Source organism: Fibrobacter sp. UWB12 (assembly GCF_900142485.1).
GTDB lineage: Bacteria > Fibrobacterota > Fibrobacteria > Fibrobacterales > Fibrobacteraceae > Fibrobacter.
Window position 1 is genome coordinate 446,973 of record NZ_FRAZ01000002.1, and the last position, 19,873, is coordinate 466,845.

15 protein-coding genes and 1 tRNA gene are annotated in these 19,873 nt (G+C 48.9%); 3 read left to right on the forward strand and 13 right to left on the reverse strand.

Annotated elements, in window-relative coordinates:
• The first annotated feature begins 69 nt into the window (after positions 1 to 69).
• Entirely contained in the window at positions 70 to 1,062 is a 993-nt protein-coding gene (locus tag BUA34_RS04420; protein WP_072827525.1) for a rhomboid family intramembrane serine protease, read from the forward strand.
• A gap of 8 nt (positions 1,063 to 1,070) precedes the next feature.
• Here the strand turns inward: BUA34_RS04420 and BUA34_RS04425 are convergent, their stop codons facing one another.
• From BUA34_RS04425 to BUA34_RS04435, 3 genes are all read right to left on the reverse strand, one after another.
• Positions 1,071 to 1,358: a hypothetical protein gene (locus tag BUA34_RS04425; protein ID WP_072827526.1), complete on the reverse strand. Its 288-nt coding sequence runs from the start codon at positions 1,356 to 1,358 to the stop codon at positions 1,071 to 1,073.
• 90 nt (positions 1,359 to 1,448) lie between these two features.
• Positions 1,449 to 1,982 carry a hypothetical protein gene (locus BUA34_RS04430; protein WP_072827527.1) on the reverse strand — a complete coding sequence of 178 codons (534 nt, stop codon included), beginning with the start codon at positions 1,980 to 1,982 and terminating at the stop codon, positions 1,449 to 1,451.
• A gap of 93 nt (positions 1,983 to 2,075) precedes the next feature.
• Positions 2,076 to 2,762 (reverse strand): tetratricopeptide repeat protein, encoded by a 687-nt coding sequence (locus BUA34_RS04435; protein WP_072827528.1) that lies wholly within the window; start codon positions 2,760 to 2,762, stop codon positions 2,076 to 2,078.
• A gap of 114 nt (positions 2,763 to 2,876) precedes the next feature.
• Between BUA34_RS04435 and BUA34_RS04440 the strand changes: the two genes are divergently transcribed.
• Both BUA34_RS04440 and BUA34_RS04445 read left to right on the forward strand, forming a co-directional pair.
• Positions 2,877 to 2,949, forward strand: a tRNA-Thr gene (locus tag BUA34_RS04440).
• Between the two features lie 229 nt (positions 2,950 to 3,178).
• Entirely contained in the window at positions 3,179 to 4,954 is a 1,776-nt protein-coding gene (locus tag BUA34_RS04445; protein ID WP_072827529.1) for a DNA repair helicase XPB, read from the forward strand.
• A gap of 270 nt (positions 4,955 to 5,224) precedes the next feature.
• Here BUA34_RS04445 and BUA34_RS04450 read toward each other — a convergent pair whose 3' ends face one another.
• The 10 genes from BUA34_RS04450 to nuoL form a co-directional block, all read right to left on the reverse strand.
• Positions 5,225 to 7,285 carry a T9SS type A sorting domain-containing protein gene (locus tag BUA34_RS04450; RefSeq protein WP_254794324.1) on the reverse strand — a complete coding sequence of 687 codons (2,061 nt, stop codon included), beginning with the start codon at positions 7,283 to 7,285 and terminating at the stop codon, positions 5,225 to 5,227.
• A gap of 101 nt (positions 7,286 to 7,386) precedes the next feature.
• Complete coding sequence (locus tag BUA34_RS04455; protein ID WP_072827530.1) at positions 7,387 to 9,096, reverse strand: Na/Pi cotransporter family protein; 1,710 nt, start codon at positions 9,094 to 9,096, stop codon at positions 7,387 to 7,389.
• Positions 9,093 to 10,460, reverse strand: a complete 1,368-nt coding sequence (locus tag BUA34_RS04460) for a sensor histidine kinase (RefSeq protein ID WP_072827531.1) — start codon at positions 10,458 to 10,460, stop codon at positions 9,093 to 9,095. The genes BUA34_RS04455 and BUA34_RS04460 overlap by 4 nt, the downstream gene beginning before the upstream one ends.
• Positions 10,457 to 11,131, reverse strand: a complete 675-nt coding sequence (locus BUA34_RS04465) for a winged helix-turn-helix domain-containing protein (protein ID WP_072827532.1) — start codon at positions 11,129 to 11,131, stop codon at positions 10,457 to 10,459. Before BUA34_RS04465 ends, BUA34_RS04460 begins: the two co-directional genes overlap by 4 nt.
• 220 nt (positions 11,132 to 11,351) lie before the next feature.
• Entirely contained in the window at positions 11,352 to 13,058 is a 1,707-nt protein-coding gene (locus BUA34_RS04470) for a Na/Pi cotransporter family protein (RefSeq protein WP_072827533.1), read from the reverse strand.
• Between the two features lie 294 nt (positions 13,059 to 13,352).
• The gene (ispF, locus tag BUA34_RS04475) at positions 13,353 to 13,838 is read right to left on the reverse strand and encodes a 2-C-methyl-D-erythritol 2,4-cyclodiphosphate synthase (RefSeq protein WP_072827534.1); all 486 of its coding nucleotides are present in this window, start codon (positions 13,836 to 13,838) and stop codon (positions 13,353 to 13,355) included.
• A 130-nt stretch (positions 13,839 to 13,968) separates the two neighbouring features.
• Positions 13,969 to 14,538: a hypothetical protein gene (locus BUA34_RS04480; protein ID WP_072827535.1), complete on the reverse strand. Its 570-nt coding sequence runs from the start codon at positions 14,536 to 14,538 to the stop codon at positions 13,969 to 13,971.
• Positions 14,539 to 14,643: 105 nt separating this feature from the next.
• Positions 14,644 to 16,140, reverse strand: a complete 1,497-nt coding sequence (locus BUA34_RS04485; protein WP_072827536.1) for an NADH-quinone oxidoreductase subunit N — start codon at positions 16,138 to 16,140, stop codon at positions 14,644 to 14,646.
• Positions 16,130 to 17,776 carry a complex I subunit 4 family protein gene (locus BUA34_RS04490; protein ID WP_072827537.1) on the reverse strand — a complete coding sequence of 549 codons (1,647 nt, stop codon included), beginning with the start codon at positions 17,774 to 17,776 and terminating at the stop codon, positions 16,130 to 16,132. Before BUA34_RS04490 ends, BUA34_RS04485 begins: the two co-directional genes overlap by 11 nt.
• Positions 17,776 to 19,869, reverse strand: a complete 2,094-nt coding sequence (gene nuoL / locus BUA34_RS04495; protein ID WP_254794325.1) for an NADH-quinone oxidoreductase subunit L — start codon at positions 19,867 to 19,869, stop codon at positions 17,776 to 17,778. Before nuoL ends, BUA34_RS04490 begins: the two co-directional genes overlap by 1 nt.
• Positions 19,870 to 19,873: the final 4 nt, after the last annotated feature.

The following is a 19,873-nucleotide window of genomic DNA, read 5'->3' on the forward strand; positions in this document are numbered from 1 at the left end:
GCGGTTTGCTTTTAAACAAAAACAAGAATAAAATATCCGATTTACTAATGACGCAGAAGGAAGGTAACCATGCCACACTTTATATCGCCCATGATTCGCCGCAGGCCTTCCGCCGAAGATACGCATTCTCGAGAATCCGCGCCATCCACAATTGAACAAAGTATCGATTTTTCACAAACCGCACAATCAGAAGAGCCGCAGACTCCGCCCGACGTGCGCATCAGCGAGGGAGGTTTTAGGCAAATCCGCGACGAAAGCCTTGTACTCTTATCACAGGGAATCTCGCACCGAATCGATCGTTCCGAAGAAGGCCCTTTCCAGATTTTCGTGGAGCCCGAAAAACGCCGTGCCGCACAATTCCAAATTCGCCTTTACCACCGCGAAAATCCACCTCGCGATGAAAATCCGCCTCTCCCGCTAAAGTTCACGCTCCAGCCGCTATGGGTCCTTGCTATTCCCATCGTTTGTACGCTATTCGACTTCTCCGACATGTTCGTCCAAATGCACAACGCAGGCATCGCCGATGCCTCCAAGATTCTACGCGGGGAATGGTGGCGCACGATTACCGCCATGACGCTCCACAGCGACAGCCGCCACCTCGCATCAAATCTCGTCTCAGGGTTCCTCGCCTTAAGCTTGCTCCATTACCGCATCCCGCTCGCCAAACTAGTGCCATTCTTGGCGGTCGCAAGCGCTGTCGCAAATTTCTTTGTGGCGCTTACAGTGCAGACAAATTTCCGCTCGCTCGGCTTTTCCGGCTTCGTTTTCGCAACCATCGGTTGCCTCGCCGTCATTGAATTCCGTCTCATGCCGCGCGAAACGCACGGCATGCTCCGCAGATTCGCGCCGCTCTGTGGCGCCGCCTCCCTCGCTGTATTCTTAGGCCTTGGCGAGAACGCCGACATTCTCGGCCACCTTTATGGTTTTATTGCAGGCCTCCTTTGCGGATTTATCCCCAAAAAGAAAACGCTCCGCTGGGGAGCGCCAACTGCAGTCACAGATATATTCTGGGTTCTAGCCTATTACGCGTTGTTCGCCATCGGCTGGGCGTTAGCATTCTAAGCGCGCCATTAAAACGCGGACCCGACTTTCACACCTTTTTTGTCCAATTTTTTCAGTTCTATATAGAACCTTTCCACAACCTGTTTACGGATTTCATTTTGTTCTTCTTCGCTAAAATTGCGATTACGCGATTTGAATTCGGCAACAAGCTGATTACACTTGGCCTGGTCATACTCATGCGTTTCACACTTGATGCCGCTGTCCACGACATCATTCACAAACTTTTCCGGGGAATCTCCACACGCGGTCAGAGAAATTGGAATAGACACCAAAAGTGCCAAGAAAATATTTTTCATGGCCCCACCCTCCCATTTTTAGGTTGTGTATGCTATCAATATAACTTATACAGACTGACGTAGATGTAAATTGATTTTTATAAAGCGCTTTTAATATTTCATGAGTTTTTGATATTGAATTTCAAAAATTTTTTTCTCATCATCCAAACTCATTTCGCCATTAAGTTCAGTAATGCGTTTATCCAGTTTTAAGCACTCTTCTTCAGGCCATTGCTGGTCATTTTCGCAATTTGTCACAAAGACATGAACTGAATCAACTGTTTTTTTCAACAATTCACTACAATCATTACAATCTGCTGGTAAAACAGCAGGAGCTTCACCCAAAAATTTTATGCCGGCGTCATCTTCTTCTTTTCTTTGCTCTACAAACTTGCCCGCCTTCTCCACCATTATCTGATATTTTTCAGTCCCAATTCTAGTGACTTCTTTCAGTTCCTCATCAGTCAATTTGTTCTTTTTTTCAGTCCACTCTTGGCACGCTGTTTTCAAATTTTCGGCTTCTCCGTTAGAAGTACAGATAAAGCTCACATAAAAAATATCATCTGCCATTTTTTCCAACGAACTTTTGCTACCGGCACAAGCAAAAAGCATTGCGGCAACTATGCAAATCAGATTTTTTTTCATGAATTTTCTCCATTATGTTGTACAATAAAATCAATATATAAAAAAGCCCGTCCCCGCTAAGGAGACGAGCCTAAATTTCCAAAAAATCAGCAATTAGATAGCTGCGAGGAACTTGCGAGCCTTGTCAGCGAGACCGCGGTTGTCACCATATACATGGAGCAACTTTTCAGCGGTAGCCTTAGCCTTGTCAGTTGCACCGAGCTGCTGGTACACGAGCGTGAGCTTCCACATAGCGTCAGCAACCATCGGGACCTCGTCAGCCGGTTCGTCCTTCTGGTAGCGGTCTTCCTTGTCGCCAGTGCGCTTGCCAAATTCAGCAATGTACTTTTCGAGGAAGTTTGCTGCAGCAGAGAAGTCACCCTTTTCCATCTTCACAGCGGCAAGACCGTGCATGGCAGCCGAACGCACGAGAGCAACAGAGCCTGCATTGTCGAGAGAGGTCTGGAAGTGGAATGCAGCACCATCATAGTCCTTCTTTTCGTACTTGATGTTACCAGCGAGGAGAGCTGCCTTAGCAAGAGCAAGGCCTTCGAGCTTGCCAGAAGCAATCTTACCTTCGAATTCTACGAGAGCACTGTCCTTTTCGCCAGCATAGAGGTAAGTAAGACCCATACCAATGAGTTCGCTCTGTTCAGCAGCAGCAACCTTACGTGCTTCCTTATACTGCACAATGCCTGCGATAAGAGCAAAGAGAACGACGAATGCCACAGCAATCTTCGTACCGTGCTGGACAAAGAATGCTTTAAGTTCAGATTGGTTATTATTAGATTCGTTAGCCATATTTTAAGCTTCCATGTTAAAAAATTTCTCGTAGACCAATCATAGAAAAAAAAATAAAGGTTGTCAGTAAATCTTGACAAGAATTAATCGATTTACTATCTTTGTTCTCGCTTCGCCGCTCTAGCTCAGCTGGTAGAGCAGCTGATTCGTAATCAGCAGGTCGGCAGTTCAAATCTGCTGGGCGGCTCGAAAGACTCCTCGGACTTAAATCCGGGGAGTTTTTCTTTAGGTATCAGGTTACAGGTTTTTAGGTTTTAGGAAAAAGTATCACGAGCTACGCTCGTCCTTTTAAAAGCAGCGAAGCCACGATTATTTACCTAATCCCTAATACCTAACCCCTAAAACCAAAAAGTAAGATTTTCAGCAAAAACGTACGACTTGCGAAATGCGCCCTAAATAACTAAATTTGGCACTCTATGAATCCGAATGGCGCAATCATTGTACAAAGTAACCTCGAAATCATGGTCGAGGTCGACAATCCTAATTATACCACCGCACGTGATGCAATCGCCCCTTTTACAGAGCTTGTCAAAAGCCCGGAGCACCTGCACACTTATAAGATTTCTCATTTGAGCTTGTGGAACGCTGCCGCAACAGGGCTGCGCGCACCCGAAGTCCTCGAAAGACTCGAGAGCCAAAGCCGCTACCCCATACCGCCGACTGTCGTTACCGAAATTGAAGATTACATGGCCCGCTACGGCCTCCTTCGTTTAAAGAAAGAAGACGGCCGTTTGATGATGGAATCCGACGACAAAATAATGTTCCTCGAAATTTGCAAGTTGAGGGATGTGGAGCCGTTCATCATCGAATACATCGATGACACGCACGTCGTTGTTGACCCGGAACGCCGCGGCCACTTGAAGATGGTCCTTACAAACTCGGGCTTCCCGGTTGAAGACTTGGCCGGTTACACCGTTGGCGACCCACTCCCGATTAGACTCCGCGAAACAACCGTTTCGGGCAAGCCGTTCAACCTCCGCGATTACCAGAAGGATGCCGCACAGGTGTTCTATGCGAGCGGTAGCGAAAAGGGCGGTTCCGGCGTAATCGTTCTCCCCTGCGGTTCCGGTAAGACTGTGATTGGCCTTGCCACGATGGCTTTGGTACAAACTAAGACCTTGATTTTGACACCGAACATTTCGTCTTCCCGCCAGTGGATTCGCGAAATCTGCGACAAGACGAACCTCACGCTCGACCAAGTCAAGGAATACTCCGGCGAAGTGAAGGAAATCGGCCCGGTGACAGTTGCCACCTACCAAATCTTGACGCAGCGCAAGCGCGCTAAGAAGGGTGACGAAAACAAGGAAGGCAAGGAACCAGAAATGACCGAAGAAGAGGTCAAGAAGGAACTTGCAAACTTCCCGCTTTTCAGCCAGGAAAAGTGGGGCCTCATGATTTACGACGAAGTCCACTTGCTCCCGGCTCCGGTGTTCCGCTTGAGTACCGAAATGCAGGCAACGCGCCGTTTGGGCCTTACGGCAACGCTCGTCCGTGAAGACCACAAGGAAACTGAAGTATTCAGCTTGATCGGACCGAAAAAGTTCGACATTCCTTGGCGCATCTTGGAAGCCCAGGGCTGGATTGCCACCGCCGACTGTAACGAAATCCGCATCCCGATGGATCCGGAACTCAAGATGAAGTACGCTCTTGCTCCGGTGCGCGACAAGATCACGCTCGCAAGCACGAACCCCGAAAAGACGGACATCGTCGAACGCTTGCTCAAGTACTTTAGCAAGCCGGACGACCGCGTGCTCATCATCGGCCAGTACATCGACCAGCTCGAAGCGCTCTCCGAAGACTTGCAGATTCCGCTGATTACCGGCAAGACGCCGAACAAGGAACGCGAAAAGCTCTACGGAGCCTTCCGTTCCGGTGCGCAGAAGAACCTCATGGTTTCGAAGGTCGGTAACTTCGCTATCGACTTGCCGGACGCCAACGTGCTTATCCAGATTTCGGGAACGTTCGGTAGCCGCCAGGAAGAAGCCCAGCGCCTCGGCCGCGTGTTGCGCCCCAAGAGCGACGGCGGCGCCGCCCACTTCTACAGCATCGTGACGCAGGATTCCAAGGAACAGGAATTCGCCATGAACCGCCAGCTGTTCCTCACGGAACAGGGCTATGCCTACAAGATCATCAAGCGTGGCGACTGGGACATTCTCTCGAGAACGCCCGAGGAACTCGCTGCACGCACATAGTCTCGCTACTCTCGGCTTCTACGTCATTCATCTCGATGCTTGACTAGTTCGCCTCGGTAATGAGAAAGCGAGCATTCTCGCTACTCTCGGCTTCTACGTCATTCCTTTTCAAGGCTTGACTGGGGCGCCTCGGTAATGAGAATGCAAGCATTCTCGCTACTCTCGGCTTCTACGTCATTCTGAGTGGCGAATAGCCGCGAAGAATCCAGTCAAATCTTGCATATTAAAAAGGCTCCGCGGTGGCGGAGCCTTTTTTGCATTGCCAAGTCTTTATTTCACGGCAATTCTTGCGGTACGAACCATGCTGTTGCTTTCGACACGCACAAGATAATTGCCACGGTTCAAATGAGCGAAGTTAATGCTCTTGAATCCAGCAACAGTTTCTTCATGAGATTCAACAAGATGGCCAGTCAAGTCGAACACTTGCACACGCACCATCGAAGATGTGGGCACAGCAACCGTCAGCGCATTGTTTGCATAGCCAAACTTCACGCTGTTCATCGCCACCGTCGCAATCCCAGTAGTCTTTTCACTCGAAGAGGATTCGGCCTTTTCGCTAGAGCTGGACTTTGCGGAACTTGAAGAAGGTTCAGAACTTGAAGAGGAAACCACAGAGCTCGAAGATGCCACAACGCTAGAGCTGGACTGCTTTGCAGAACTGCTAGAAGACTGAACCTCTGCAGAGCTTGAAGAAGCAACCTCCGAGCTCGAAGATGCCACAACGCTAGAGCTGGACTGCTTTGCAGAACTGCTAGAAGACAGGACCTCTGCAGAGCTTGAAGAAGCAACCTCCGAGCTCGAAGATGCAACGACATTGATCTTTCCCGATACCGTCGTCTTTTCAGAATAGACATCCGTCAGTTCAAACGTATAAACGTATTCCTTGGCAGCCGCTTTGGAGTTCACCGTACCAGAAATCTTGATCAGCTTGTTTTCTTTATCTTGTTCCACCTTCAAATCAGCAGGGAAACCCTTACCGTTAATAGATTTCACATGATCGTACGCATAGACAATCGGGGTAATCGCTTCACCGGCAACAACCGTTTGGTCATCACTACCTTCGACAAGTTCAAACTTCAGTTCCACAGGAGTGACATTAATAGTAGCCTCAGCAGAAGCATCATTATCAGCACCTTTTACAGTGAGCGTGACCGTATACGGGCCCTTAGCATTTTCTTCAACCAGCCCTGTAATAGTCACCGTATTACCATCTTTTTTAAGCTCGTAACCACCCGGGAAATTCGTAAGCTCAGGATTAGAGCCATGTTCTACCTTGAAAACAATCGGCTTGATAGAATCGCCGGCAGTCAGCGACTGCGTTTCATTTTCAATGACATATACCTTCGTCTCTACAGACTTATGAATCACATCAACGTTTGCAAAAGCGGTATCATTGTTATTTTCACCAATTGCAATAATTCTTATCGTGTATAATCCACCCTTCAAATTTTCATCGACAGTTCCACTGCACGTGAGCTTATTTTCTTCTACACTATACGCAAACGATCCTTTTAACGATCCTTCGAACTTAAATGAAGATAAACTTTCATCGACATGAACATTTGCAAACTCGAACACGACAGGCTCAATCTCATTGCCCGCCAGGACTTCCTGTCTTGCTTTTTCACTAACAAGTTTTATTGATGTGCGAGCCTTGCCACTTTTCACAACAATCGTTCCCGACATGCTCTTTTCATCGCCTTGGTCGTTCTTAACAGTGACTTTGTATTCATAATCACCAGACATTACATCGCTATTTACAGAGCCGACAATCATGATTTTATGTTTTTTTTCATCAATATTCTTTACAAGTCCAGACGGGAGTCCACTCACGCTATAACTTGTTAATCCCTCGTAATCGAAAACGATAGGTGTAATAGACTTACCCGCAGTGACTTCCTGATTCACGTCACCGCTACTTTTATTCCATTTTAAAGACAACGTTTCTTCTTTTTCCAGCACAGTGAACTCGAACTCAGTCATGGCGAACTTGCCATCAGCGTCTTTGACGACGATAAATGCAGTGTACGTACCAGCGGGAATATCATCTCTCATCTCTCCCGCAATTTCACATCTAGAGCCCACCCACCTTTTCGACAATCCATAATTTTCCAAAAAGTTCGTCGATGAATATTCTGGAACAACATTTTCGGCAAGGCCAGTATTTTCATATAGAATCGTAATCGGCTTAATTTCATCGCCAGCATACACGGTCTGGGAAAGTTCCCCTGACAGAACCTGTTGCGTGATTTTTTCCGAAGCCTCATACGTTTCAGCGGCATTTGCTACCGCAAAGAACAAGGCAAAAGCCAACGCCATGATTTTTTTCATATAGCCCTCCATTTTTCGCCCCTAAAAAGGGCCAAGGTCACCTACTAAATTGCAAATATAAAAATATTGAAAGAGCCGCATTCCCTGCGGCTCCATTCCGATTACTTTCCGAGCAATCTGTGGTTCACGTGCGCTTCGACGACGTTCACCACGTAGTCCCCCAGCTTTTCGCAGTCGTTCACCACATCCATGTAATGCACGCCAATCTGGTAGCTGTAGCGCTGCGCATTGATATCTTCGATATTCAAGTCCTTGAGCATCTTGCGGTAGTCGTTGATTTCAAATTCAAGCGCCATCGTATTCGAAGCCTTCGTATGCGGCTTGTCCTCGATAACATCCACCATCTGCACTAGCGCCTGGTCGCAAAGTTTCATCATGTTTTCTATGCGGCTGTACTGTTCCTCGGTAAAATCTTCCTCAAGATGGAACTTGCGGTTGATGGCGCGAGCCATGTTGTAGCAGGCATCGCCGATACTTTCGATTTCAGAAATTTCCTTCTGCATGCACTGCAACATCGTCTTACTTTCGATACTCAAGCGACCGCCGCTGACCTTGTTCAAGTATTCACCAATTTCAATTTCAAATCTGTCGCTGATACCTTCGTACTTTTCGATGCGGGCGAACAGCTTTACAAAGTCCTCTTCATTTTTCATCTTGAGGAGGTCCGGCAAGAAACGGAACATTTCAAGGGTGCGTTCTGCAAAGACGTTGATTTCCTTGCGAGCTTCAAAGAGCGAAAGTTCGGCCGTACTCATGAGGCCGCCACTGATAAACTTGATACGGAAATCTTCGCCGTCTTCCTTGTCCTTGATAATCTTGCAGATGAGCTTTTCCATCGGCTTGATGAACCAAATCAAAAGGAGCACGTTGCAAAGGTTGAATGCCGTATGGAATCCGGAAAGCGCATACGTCACACGAACGCTCGCCTGGGCGATTTCTTCTTGAGTTTGCGGCACAAATGTCGGATCGAAGCCAACCACATGGCAAACCATATTCACGAACGGGTTAAATACAATGAGAATCCACACCACGCCGAACACGTTAAAGAGCATGTGAGCCAAAGCCGCGCGCCTAGCCTGCGTACTTGCCGAAAGAGCCGCCAAGTTCGAAGTCACCGTCGTACCGATGTTTTCACCCATCACAAGTGCAATGCCCTGGTAAATCGGGAGCACGCCGCTACTGCAAAGGATAAGCGTAATGGCCATGATGGCTGCCGAAGACTGCACGCACATCGTGAGGATGCCGCCGAGCAAGAGGAACAAAAGCGTACTGAAAATGCCCCAGCCACCCGTCGATGCAAAGAAGTTGATAATCGTCTGGTTATGCGAAAGGTCCATCGCCACTGCATTTTCGCGGAGCGTCGTGAGCCCGAGGAACATAAACGAGAAGCCGAACACGAATTCGCCAAAGCTCTTGACACTGTTCTTGCGGACGTAAGTAAGCACAATGCCAAGCGCAAAGAAGGGCCACACCACGCTGCTCATGTTGAACTGGAATCCGAAGATTGACATGAGCCAAGCCGTTGCCGTCGTACCGATATTTGCGCCCATAATAACAGGAATGGCCTGCCTAAGAGTAAGCAAGCCAGCATTCACAAAACTAACAGTCATGACGGTAGTCGCAGTCGAAGACTGCACAGCAGCAGTAACGGCAGTACCCGTAAGAAGTCCACCAAGCCTATGCTTGGTCATAGTTCCAAGAACAGTACGGAGGTGCCCACCAGTAAGCTTTTGCAAGCCTTCACTCATCGTCTTCATGCCAAACATGAGGAGAGCAAGGCAACCGATCATTTTTAAAATAGCAAGTATCATAATTTAAATCCGATTCTTATTTCTGTACCAAAACCGACTGTTGATTTTAAACGAATTGAAGCGTGGTGGACTTCCGCAATATGCTTGACAATGGAAAGTCCGAGGCCCGTTCCGCCGGTTTCCTTAGAACGGCTTTTATCCACGCGGTAGAATCGTTCAAAAATGCGGGACAGGCTTTCTTCAGGGATGCCAATTCCCGTATCCTTCACGACTATTGCATTTTCTTCAACAAGTACGACAACTTTTCCACCCTGTTCTGTATAGCGGATGGCATTATCGACCAAGTTGAAAATCATTTCATAGAGCAATTTCGAATTACCTAAAATCTCGGCATTACGAACGCCATCTAGCGAAAGCTGAATTGATTTTTTGTTCGCATTCAGCATGAGTCCGTCAATGCAGCCATGTGCCAGGTTCCAAAGGTTGATTTTTTCACTGAGGTCATACGGTTCGGCCTCGCGATTGTTCAGTTTCGAAAGTGTAATGATATCGTTTGCAATGGACTGCAGGCGGCGTGCTTCCTTGTGGATTTTACCCGCAAAGACCTTAACATCTTCGGGTTTAGCCATCCCGCTTTCAATCAGTTCCGCATAACCCGAAATCGATGTCAGCGGAGTTTTCAGTTCATGCGATGCGTTCGCGGTAAATTCATCTTTCAGATGCGAGATTTTTTGTTTTTCATTCGAGAGCTGTTCAATCGTCAAGCGCAGTTCAAGATCCTGCTTGCGAATCGTATTGACAAGCGGTTCAATTTCCTTATAGACGTTCTCGATATTCATCCATTCAGGCGTGCCGAGCTGGTCCACAAGCTTTTTCAGCGGGCTGATAAACGCACGGCTAAGCCCAATCGCAATCAAGATTGCAGCGGCGACAATGGCCGCAAACAACGCAATCAGATACGGCATCGTCTTTGAATACGCCTGTTGCAAATTCGCTTGGCGCATCCCGAGTCGCAATACATTGCCATCATTCAAACGCTTGGCAAAATAAAACGCCTTCGCCTGCAATGTAGAGGAATACCGCAAATCTTCGCCAAAACCTTTCTCCATCGCATCGGAAACTTCTTCGCGATTGTAATGGTTTTCCATTTCGGCAGCCTTCGCATCGCTATCGTAAATGATTTTACCGGTCGAATCAATCAGCGTGATTCGCAAATCCTCGCCTGCAAATCGCGCCAGTTTTTGCGGCATATTTTCAAGCGATTCAACCTCGTAAGCAGATTCAATCAAGCGCAGATTTTCGCGCAAGTTGACCTTGAGTTGTTCCGCCATTTCGTCTTCGAAGACTCGCACCGTAAAAAATACAGCCAAGAGGGCGGCAATGACACCCATATAAATCAAGCTGTATCGTATACGGTCTTTCATTGCGCTTTATACCCGACGTTACGTATAGTTTGAATGATTGACCCTTGCTCGCCCAGTTTTTGTCGGAGCGTCTTAATGTGCATATCGACGGTCCGCGTGTCCATCTTGAAATCGATACCCCAGATTTTTTCCAAAATCTGTTGCCTTGAATAAACAACCCCCGGGTGCGACAAGAGCAATTTCAGAAGTTCGTATTCCTTGTACGTCAATTCCACATTGTCGCCGCCAGCCACCACGGTGTGTTTTGCCTCATCGAGCGTAACGCCATCCAGCGAAATAACTTTCGATTCTTCGGCTTCAAGATTTATACTCGATCGACGGAGCAACGCCTTGACACGCGAAACAAACTCCAAAATGCCAAAGGGTTTTGCAATATAGTCATCGGCCCCCAAATCAAGGCCCTTGACCTTGTCCAGCTCGGAGCCCTTGGCCGTCAGCATGATGACCGGGACGTTCCTAGTGCTTTCCTGAGCACGGAGACGCTTTAAAATGCTAAGACCGTCTTCGCCGGGGAGCATAATGTCCAAAATGAACAAATCCGGAACGCAGACTTTGACCTCTTCATCCAGCTTTTTAGCACAATCGAATGCACTAACTTCAAAGCCACTGCTCCTAAGTGCATAGGCTTCCATTTCGCGGATTTCAAGATCGTCTTCTACAATGTATATCATACCTAAAATATACGATTTTAGCAAATATCAAGATAAAAAGTCCATCGAAGGAATGCAATGGCAAAAGCAAAGACTTCGCAAAGGTTTTATTTGCACTTTACACAGATTTTACAAACGGAAGACGCCCAGTCGAGGCCGGACATGACAACGAAAAAGCCGGCACTAAGGTCGGCATGATAATCATCTTCGTCATCCTCACGAAGGTGAGGACCTAGCGCAATTACACAGAGAGTCTTCTGTTGGCGTGGGCTTCGACCACGTTCACAATGTAGTCGCCCAGCTTTTCGCAGTCGTTCACGATATCCATGTAATGAACTCCAATCTGGTAGCTGTACTTCTGCGATTCAATATCCGCCACGTTCTTTTCCTTGAGGAGCTTGCGGTAATCGTTGATTTCGTTCTCGAAATTCAGCGTGCGGTTCACATCGATTTGCGGGACATCGTTCAAAACGCCGATCATGTGCGTCATAGCGTTGTCGCAGAGTTGCATCAAATGCTTGATGTGTTCGAGCTGGTCTTGCGTAAATTCGCCCTTGCACCTGAACTTGCGATTGATAGCACGAGCCATGTTGTAGCAAGCGTCGCCCATGCTCTCGATTTCAGAAATTTCCTTAAGCATGCACTGCAAAGCGGTCTTACTTTCCGGGCTCAAGCGGCCCTCGCCCACCTTGTTCAGGTAATCGCCAATTTCGATTTCCATGTTGTCGCTGATGCCTTCGTACTTTTCGATGCGGGCGAAGAGCTTCACAAAATCGTTCTCGTTCTTCATGGCCAAAAGGTCCGGCACAAAGTGGAACATCTTCTGCGTACGCACGGCAAACAAGCTGATTTCCTTGCGGGCTTCGAGGAGCGAAAGTTCAGGCGTACCCATCAAGCCAGAGCTAATGAAGTGCAAGCGGGAGTCTTCTTCTTCATCGGAATTCTTCGGCTTGATCACGCGGCACACGAACTTTTCGATGTACTTGATGAACCAAATCTGGAGGAACGTGTTAGAGACGTTGAATGCGGAGTGGAACGTGGCGAGCACCACGGAAATCTTCGCGAGGTTAGCGGCATAGCCTTCGTCGCCCGGACGGATGCCAAGATCAAAGCCGACCACATGGCAAACGGCGCCGAGGAACCACTTGAGCACAATCACCACCCAAATCACACCGATAACGTTAATCGTGAAGTGAGCGAGAGCGGCACGGCGGGCCTGCGTATTGGCCGAGAGTGCCACAATGTTTGCCGTAATCGTCGTACCGATGTTTTCGCCAAGCACAAGCATAATGCCCTGGTCAATATGCAAAACACCGGTCGAGCAGAGTATCATCGTGATAGCCATGATGGCAGCCGAAGACTGCACGCAGAGAGTAAGCACCGTACCCATCACAAGGAAGAACAGCGAATTGAAGAAGTTCGGGTCGCTAAAGTGAGCGAAGAAAGCACTGATCGAAGCACTTGCCGACGGGTCGTTCACCACGGCAAAGCCCGTTTCCTTGAGCGTCGTAAGGCCCAAGAAGAGGAAGCCCACACCGAACAAGAAATCACCCACGACACGTTTCTTGTTCATGTAAACAAGGATAATGCCGATGAAGAACGCCGGATACACAAAGTTTGCGATGTTGAACGAGAACCCAAGGCTCATGATCCATGCGGTAACCGTCGTACCAATGTGAGCGCCGAGGATAATCGAAATTGCCTGCATGAGAGTCAAAAGCCCCGCATTAACAAAAGAGACAGTCATCAACGTGGTGGCGGTCGAACTCTGTACAGAGGCTGTAACAAACATACCGGTGAGCATACCCGTAAAACGGTTCGTGGTCATCGTGCCGAGAACATGTCTCAGCTGCGGACCCGCCATTTTCTGCAAGGCTTCACTCATCGACTTCATGCCGAACATGAGGAGCGCCAAGCAACCCAACATTTTAAGAGCCATCCAGGCCATATAGTATTTTTCCTATGTTGCGCCACTACCGGATCATCGTCGCTGCCTTTCAGCTAGTTCGGGCTCATGGCGGTGAATTGTTTTCCGTAAAACCAATGTAAAGTATTTAAAGTCGGTGTAAAATATAGAAAAAAGCTAGGTAAAATCAGCCCCTAAAAACAAGAGAGCCCCGGTCGCGTTGAACCGGGAACAACATAGATAACCGAGCCAAAGAGTAGGGGCTTCGCCCCATCCAGTCTAATTTAACAGGATTCTTCACTTCGCTCCGCTCGTTCAGAATGACGTTTGAAGCAATTAAACAGAGCGCACCATCGCGACAGCCTGGCTGGCGATGCCTTCGCCGCGGCCCGTAAAGCCGAGCTTTTCGGTCGTCGTGCCCTTGATGCCAATCTGCTTTACGTCAAGGCCGAGAACGCGGGCAATGTTAGCCTTCATCTGTTCCTTATGCGGATTCACCTTCGGGCGTTCGCACATCACGATGCTATCGATATTGATGATTTCGTAGCCAGCCTTCTTGACTTCTTCGCCGACCTTACGCAAGAGTTCCAGGCTATCGGCACCCTTGAATGCCGGATCCGTATCCGGGAAATACGTGCCGATGTCGCCGAGACCAGCAGCCCCAAGCAAGGCATCGCTAATCGCATGCAAAAGCACGTCGGCATCGCTGTGGCCGAGCAAGCCCTTTTCGTACGGGATATCCACGCCGCCGATAATGCACTTGCGGCCTTCCACCAACTTGTGAACGTCAAAACCAATACCAGAACGATAAATTTTGTCCATAATAATTCCTTTTTCATGCCCGCAGGCATTAATAAGATCAGCTTTTTTATTTTGTCATGCCCGCCGGAGCCTGTCCTGAGCGTCAATCGAAGGAAGCGGGCATCTCCATTTCATCTAAATAATAAAAAATTTACTCAGCCGATATGCCGTAAACATTCTTCATCGCCTTCACAACTTCAGGGAAATCGCGTTCGCAGACAATGAAAGTTTCTCGATATTGACTGTTCCGAAAAATAATTGTGTAGCCACCTTCAAATACACTAAGTTTCATTTCAGGTCGATTCGCCTTATCAAAAGAAAAAGCCCGTTCATCAAAACATGAGCACAGCACAAACCTATCCTTATAGCATTTGACTTTACGGACAATTTTTATTGAATGAAGCGTATCAAAAAATAAATAAGGAGCTCCTATCAAAAAAAGTAATGAAGCAACCAAAAAGTACATATCATCAGTACGAAATAAGAAAAGACCAAGACAAAGACTCAGAATCGAACAAACGTGCTGGCGTACAATTTCAAAACGACCGTCATGTTCTCTCTTAGACTCAAACGTAACGCACTCGTCCTCTTTTTCCTGAGATTCCTCCATGAGCGAAACATTGCCAGCCGATTTCGGTTCTTCAACCGGTTTCGAAGCCCCGCACCACGGGCAACAAGGCTCGTAATAATCGAACTTTTCTCCACACTTCGGACAAATCATTTTACTTCCCTTTCAAAAACAAAATACAAAAAACATCCCGACTTTTTCAGCCGGGACGTTTTTCAAAAGGCGATTCCCGCTCGGTAGCGGGAATGACAAATTTCACTATCCGATCAAAGCAAGTGCCGGACGGACGCTAATCACGAGGAGCGAGATTGCGGCAACAGCCACGGCAAAGCGGAGCAGATAAACATAGGTTGCTTCGAACTGGCCACAGCACTTACCTTCGCCGCAGCAGCACTTCGATTCACCTTCATCCTTCTTCGGAGCAAAGAGCACATAGGCAATGCGGAGGTAATAAACCGCAGCCACCAAGGAGAGGCCAAAGCCAATAGCGGCAAGCCAGCCGAGGTCAGCATTGAATGCTTCGGTGAACAACGTGAACTTGGCAAGGAAACCAGCAACCGGCGGAAGGCCAGCGAGAGAAGCCAAGCACACAGCAACGCCAAGCGCCACGAACGGACGGCGGCGACCAGCACCTTGGAGTTCATCAAGATTTTCCTTGTGATCTTCCCTACCGGACATGTAAGCGATACCTGTCAATGCGCCTGCAGAAGCAATAGCGTATGTGATGAGGAAGTAGAACATCGGGCCCATCTGGATTTCGCCCTTGCCGAGGTAATTCGGAACCAAGAGACCAATCACGATAAAGCCAGCGTTCATCACAGCAGAGAATGCCAAGATGCGACGTACAGACTTTTGAGCAAGGCCGCTAAAGGCGCCAATCACCATGGAAAGGAGCGCCACAACCACAATCACGTAGAAAAGCGGCTTGGACGGATTTGCGATAGTCACCTTTTCAGCGAGGTTCCAAACAGCTTCAGCACCGGAGCGCGTCACGAGAACGCTGACCCAGACTGTACCGAGAGCGGCAAGAGCACCGACCTTCACGACAGCGGCCATAAAGCCAGTCACAGCCACAGAGGCGCCCGTATAGACGTCAGCCACCCAGAAGTGGAGCGGAGCTGCGCCAGCTTTGAAAAGAAGGCCTGCAATCACAAAGAGCATGCCCACGCCATAGATAGCTTCACGACCGCTAAGCACGTGACCGCAGAAATGCGTAGAACCGGTTGCACCGTAAATCAGCGAAACACCGTAGAGGAAAATTGCACTGAAAACAGCACCCGAGACAAAGTACTTGAACACACCTTCATTTGCATTGATGTCCTTGCGGCGAATGCCCACGAGAGCGTAAATCGGGAAACTCGTGAGTTCCATAGCAATGAAGAGAGCGACAAAGTCAATTGCCTGCGTCATAAGCAAGGCACCGCTTGTGGCAAGCAACATGAGGCCATAAGCTTCACCACCCTTGAACTTTTCACGGCCAAGCGTCCACTGGAGCCCGGAAATGCCGAGGAAAGCGCAAAGGAGAATTGCCATGCAAAGCACGCGGCGGACCGGGTCCATAGCGTAGAGGCTCAAGAGCGTTTCAGTCTTGGCGTAATACAAAGCGACAACGCCCAAAGCAATGAAGAACGCAGAAACCCACGGAAGCACCTTGTGCTTGTTTTCGTCATCAAAGAACGGTTCGGCAGCGAGAGCAACCATGCCGCCCAGAACCACAAAGATAACCGGCAAGAGGTAAACAAGATTATTCAGCATCGGAAGCCTCCTTTACAGAATTTTCAGATTTTGCAGCAGCTTCAGAGCCGTTTTCACCCTTCATCTGGGCGATGATAGATGCGCGTTCATCGTCCTTGAAGCCGGCGGCTGCAAGAGTCGAATCCAGCTGATGGATTTCTTCGGCGGTCATCGGAGCTTCGCCATTATTGAGAGCGGCATCGTTAAGCACCTGTACTGCAGCCGGATCTTCGGTCGATTCCGTTTCATTAAGAGAATCAGACACAAATGCCGGATGGAAACCGAACACGAGGAGGAGCAAAAGCATAACGCCAATCGAAGTACCTTCGAGAAGAGTCGTGCGACGTTCATTATCGTATTCGCTAGAGGCCTTACCGAAGATAACCTTCTGGATAAAGCGGAGCATGTAAGCAGCGGAAAGAATCAGCGTGAAGCCTGCCACGAGAGCCGGGAGCGGGCCCATGTCCCAAAGGGCAAGGAGCACGGAGAATTCACCGACAAAGCCTGCCGTTCCAGGAACAGCGAGAGCCATCACACCAGCAAAGCCAAACAACGTACCGAATACCGGATTCGTAGAAGAAAGGCCACCGAGCTTGTCGAGTTCGCGCGTACCGGCCATGCGTTCTGCAATTCCCATGAGGAAGAACTGAGCGCCAGCAGAAATGCCGTGAGCGACGAGCAACACAAGCACAGCCGGAAGCATTGCTTCGGAAAGGCTAAACACACCAGCCACAGCAAGGCCAAGGTGACCCATGGAGCTGAAAGCGAGGAGCTTTTTGCCATCCGTTGCGCGGAGAGCCATGAGAGCGCCATAAACAGCCGTGAAAAGGCCAAGCCACATCAAGCATGCAACCCTATCCATCGAAAGCGGGAAAATCGGGAGAATCCAGACGATAAAGCCAAACACGCCAGCCTTACTCATTGCACCCGTGAGGATTGCAGAAAGCGGAGCCGGAGCTTCAGCGTATGTAATCGCCTGCCAGCCGTGGAACGGGAAAATCGGAGTCTTCACGAGGAAAGCGAGCAAGAAGCACAAGAGAAGCTTGAACTGAGTTCCTTCCGGAAGGCTCTGGACAGCAACAGCAAGAGAAATGAGCGTCGAGTTTTCTGCAACCGTCAAGATGTACCAAAGAGCAACCATCATCGGAGCAGAGCCCACCAACGTGTAAATTGCAAACGTCATCGCAGCCTTCATTCTATCCTTGCCACCGTAACCGGCAATCAAAATTGCAGCCGGAATCACCATGGCTTCAAAGAAGAAGAAGAAGAGCACAGCATCTGCAGCAAGGAAGGTGCCGTTCATGGCGCCCATCAACGAGAAGATGCCGATTGCAAAGTTGCGATAACTTCTGCAAGTAATCTTGCGTGCAGAAATCAAAGCCACGAGCGAAAGGCCACAAGAAAGGAAAACCATCCATGAGGCAAGTCCGTGACTCGTCAAGTAGTAGTAAACAGGTCCCTTGCAACCAGGGATATGGAACCATTCAACAGGTTCCGTTGTAATGCTACCGTTAGCAACGAGAGCGACAGACATCGCAGCAAAGATGATTCCCATCAAAATTGCAAGGCGGGAAGAAGACTTGGAATCTTCCTTGGATGTCATCACCATGAGGATGGCGGCAACAAAAGGAGCGATGACAAGGAGATGTAAAAGCATTAGATTACCCTCCAAACAGTATATTTTACGATAAACACTACAATTTTTTTCACAAAATTGAACACAGGCTCTATGTACTTTTCAATCAAGTTCGAAAGCACAGGAGCAAGATCGTCGCTTTGAACTACAATTAATAGCACAGCCAAGCCCAAAATGCTAAGCGCAATCTGGAGACGCACCTTGCGAACCTGGAACGATGCAGCACCGTCACCGATAATCGATGCAATCGCACCGACAGTCCACTGGGCTGCGGCAAGAATCTTGTCGACGACCACATCGCAAATCCATGCGAGCACATTGACCGGAATAATGCCAACGTACTTGTGAATGGAATCGAACAGGAACGTCCAAGTAGCCTTGCCACCTTCCGGAGCAGAAGAGCCCTTGGCAGCCGGGATACGAGCATTAGCATAAATCTTGTATGCAATGAACATACCGGCAAGAGCCGCAAACGTACCGAGAGCAGCAAAGATAACCGGATTCACATGAGCAATTACAGCCGGAGTGTTGTAAGCCTGAGCGGCACCCACAACTGGAGCAAGCGTTTCGGCAAAGAACTTGATGCCAATAGAATCGGCCCAGAAGTAACCGGCAAATACGGCACCGAAAGCGAGAATCACCATCGGAATAAGCATGACAGCCGGAGCTTCGTGGATGTGCTCTTCACTTTCCTTAGAACCGCGGTAGCTACCGAAGAACGTAAGGATAATGAGGCGACCCATGTACACAGCAGTAATCACTGCAGTTGCAAGGCCAATGGCATAAACAACACCGTTCAGCGGAATTGTCGGGATTTCATGACCGAAGACCGTAAAGCCCGGAATTACCATCGAGCAGTTCATGAACAAGCGTTCAAGAATCAAGTCCTTGGACCAGAAACCGGCAAAGCCCGGGAAACCGACAATGGCGAGGAATGCAAAAATCATCACGCAGGCGGTCACCGGAGTCTTCTTCAAGAGGCCACCCATCTTGCGCATGTCCTGTTCACCGGCGAGGGCGTGAATCACGGCACCTGCACCGAGGAAGAGCGCTGCCTTGAAGAAGGCGTGCGTAAACACGTGGAAGATAGAAGCGTCAAAGGCGCAAACACCAGAAGCCATGAACATGTAACCGAGCTGGCTGATGGTAGAATAAGCAAGCACCTTCTTGATATCGTTCTGGAAAAGTCCAGCAACAGCAGCCCAGAAAGCAGTGAGCATACCGACCACCACGATAATGTCGAGCACCACCGGGAGGAGGGCAAACATGCTACCGAGACGAGCGAGCAAATAAACGCCAGAAGTCACCATCGTTGCGGCATGGATCAAAGCAGAAACCGGAGTCGGACCCGCCATAGCATCCGGGAGCCAAGTGAGGAGCGGAATCTGAGCGGACTTACCCGTGCAACCGACGAAGAACAGAATGCCAGCGATAGAAAGAGCCGGAATAACCAATTCAACGTGGTTACCACTGATGACCATGCTAATGAAGTTCGAAAGCACATCGTAGTTGAGGATAGCAGAACCACCAATCGTCACGAGGCAGAGCATACCGAGCAAAAATCCGATATCGCCCACGCGGTTCACGATGAAAGCCTTGTTTGCAGCCTTGCAGTTCTTGATATCCTTGTTCCAGAAACCGATGAGGAGGTAAGAGCAGAGGCCCACGCCTTCCCAACCGAGGAATGTAAGGAGCAAGTTATCCGAAAGCACAAGCACGATCATGCTGAACAAGAAGAGGTTGATGTAGGCGAAGTAACGGGCAAAGCCGCGGTCGCCGTGCATGTAACCAATCGAGTAAAGCGTGATGAGCGTACCGATGCCCGTCACGAACAAGAGCATAATGCGGGAAAGACCATCGTAGAGGAATCCGATATCCACGCGGAACATCGGGATGTCAATCCAGTTGCAGAGCGTTTCGCGAATGCCAGCTTCCGGCATGTTGAGCGCGAGCAAAGCAACACCCGCAAACGAGAGAGCCGGGAAAAGAACTGCGAGCGTTCCAACGAAACCTTCTGCAGGGCCTCTACGGCTACCCGAAGAAATAACAGCAATAGCACCGAGGATAATGCATCCCAACAGCGGAAAAAGAGGTATCAAACCAAGAGAAATCATTGCT

Excerpts from the sequence above, each read along its gene's own strand:
- BUA34_RS04450 (WP_254794324.1), bottom strand. The coding sequence starts at position 7,285 with ATGAAAAAAATCATGGCGTTGGCTTTTGCCTTGTTCTTTGCGGTAGCA.
- BUA34_RS04425 (WP_072827526.1), bottom strand. The coding sequence starts at position 1,358 with ATGAAAAATATTTTCTTGGCACTTTTGGTGTCTATTCCAATTTCTCTG.
- BUA34_RS04480 (WP_072827535.1), bottom strand. The coding sequence starts at position 14,538 with ATGATTTGTCCGAAGTGTGGAGAAAAGTTCGATTATTACGAGCCTTGT.
- BUA34_RS04460 (WP_072827531.1), bottom strand. The coding sequence starts at position 10,460 with ATGAAAGACCGTATACGATACAGCTTGATTTATATGGGTGTCATTGCC.
- BUA34_RS04455 (WP_072827530.1), bottom strand. The coding sequence starts at position 9,096 with ATGATACTTGCTATTTTAAAAATGATCGGTTGCCTTGCTCTCCTCATG.
- BUA34_RS04465 (WP_072827532.1), bottom strand. The coding sequence starts at position 11,131 with ATGATATACATTGTAGAAGACGATCTTGAAATCCGCGAAATGGAAGCC.
- BUA34_RS04420 (WP_072827525.1), top strand. The coding sequence starts at position 70 with ATGCCACACTTTATATCGCCCATGATTCGCCGCAGGCCTTCCGCCGAA.
- ispF (WP_072827534.1), bottom strand. The coding sequence starts at position 13,838 with ATGGACAAAATTTATCGTTCTGGTATTGGTTTTGACGTTCACAAGTTG.
- nuoL (WP_254794325.1), bottom strand. The coding sequence starts at position 19,869 with ATGATTTCTCTTGGTTTGATACCTCTTTTTCCGCTGTTGGGATGCATT.
- BUA34_RS04430 (WP_072827527.1), bottom strand. The coding sequence starts at position 1,982 with ATGAAAAAAAATCTGATTTGCATAGTTGCCGCAATGCTTTTTGCTTGT.
- BUA34_RS04435 (WP_072827528.1), bottom strand. The coding sequence starts at position 2,762 with ATGGCTAACGAATCTAATAATAACCAATCTGAACTTAAAGCATTCTTT.
- BUA34_RS04490 (WP_072827537.1), bottom strand. The coding sequence starts at position 17,776 with ATGCTTTTACATCTCCTTGTCATCGCTCCTTTTGTTGCCGCCATCCTC.
- BUA34_RS04470 (WP_072827533.1), bottom strand. The coding sequence starts at position 13,058 with ATGGCCTGGATGGCTCTTAAAATGTTGGGTTGCTTGGCGCTCCTCATG.
- BUA34_RS04445 (WP_072827529.1), top strand. The coding sequence starts at position 3,179 with ATGAATCCGAATGGCGCAATCATTGTACAAAGTAACCTCGAAATCATG.
- BUA34_RS04485 (WP_072827536.1), bottom strand. The coding sequence starts at position 16,140 with ATGCTGAATAATCTTGTTTACCTCTTGCCGGTTATCTTTGTGGTTCTG.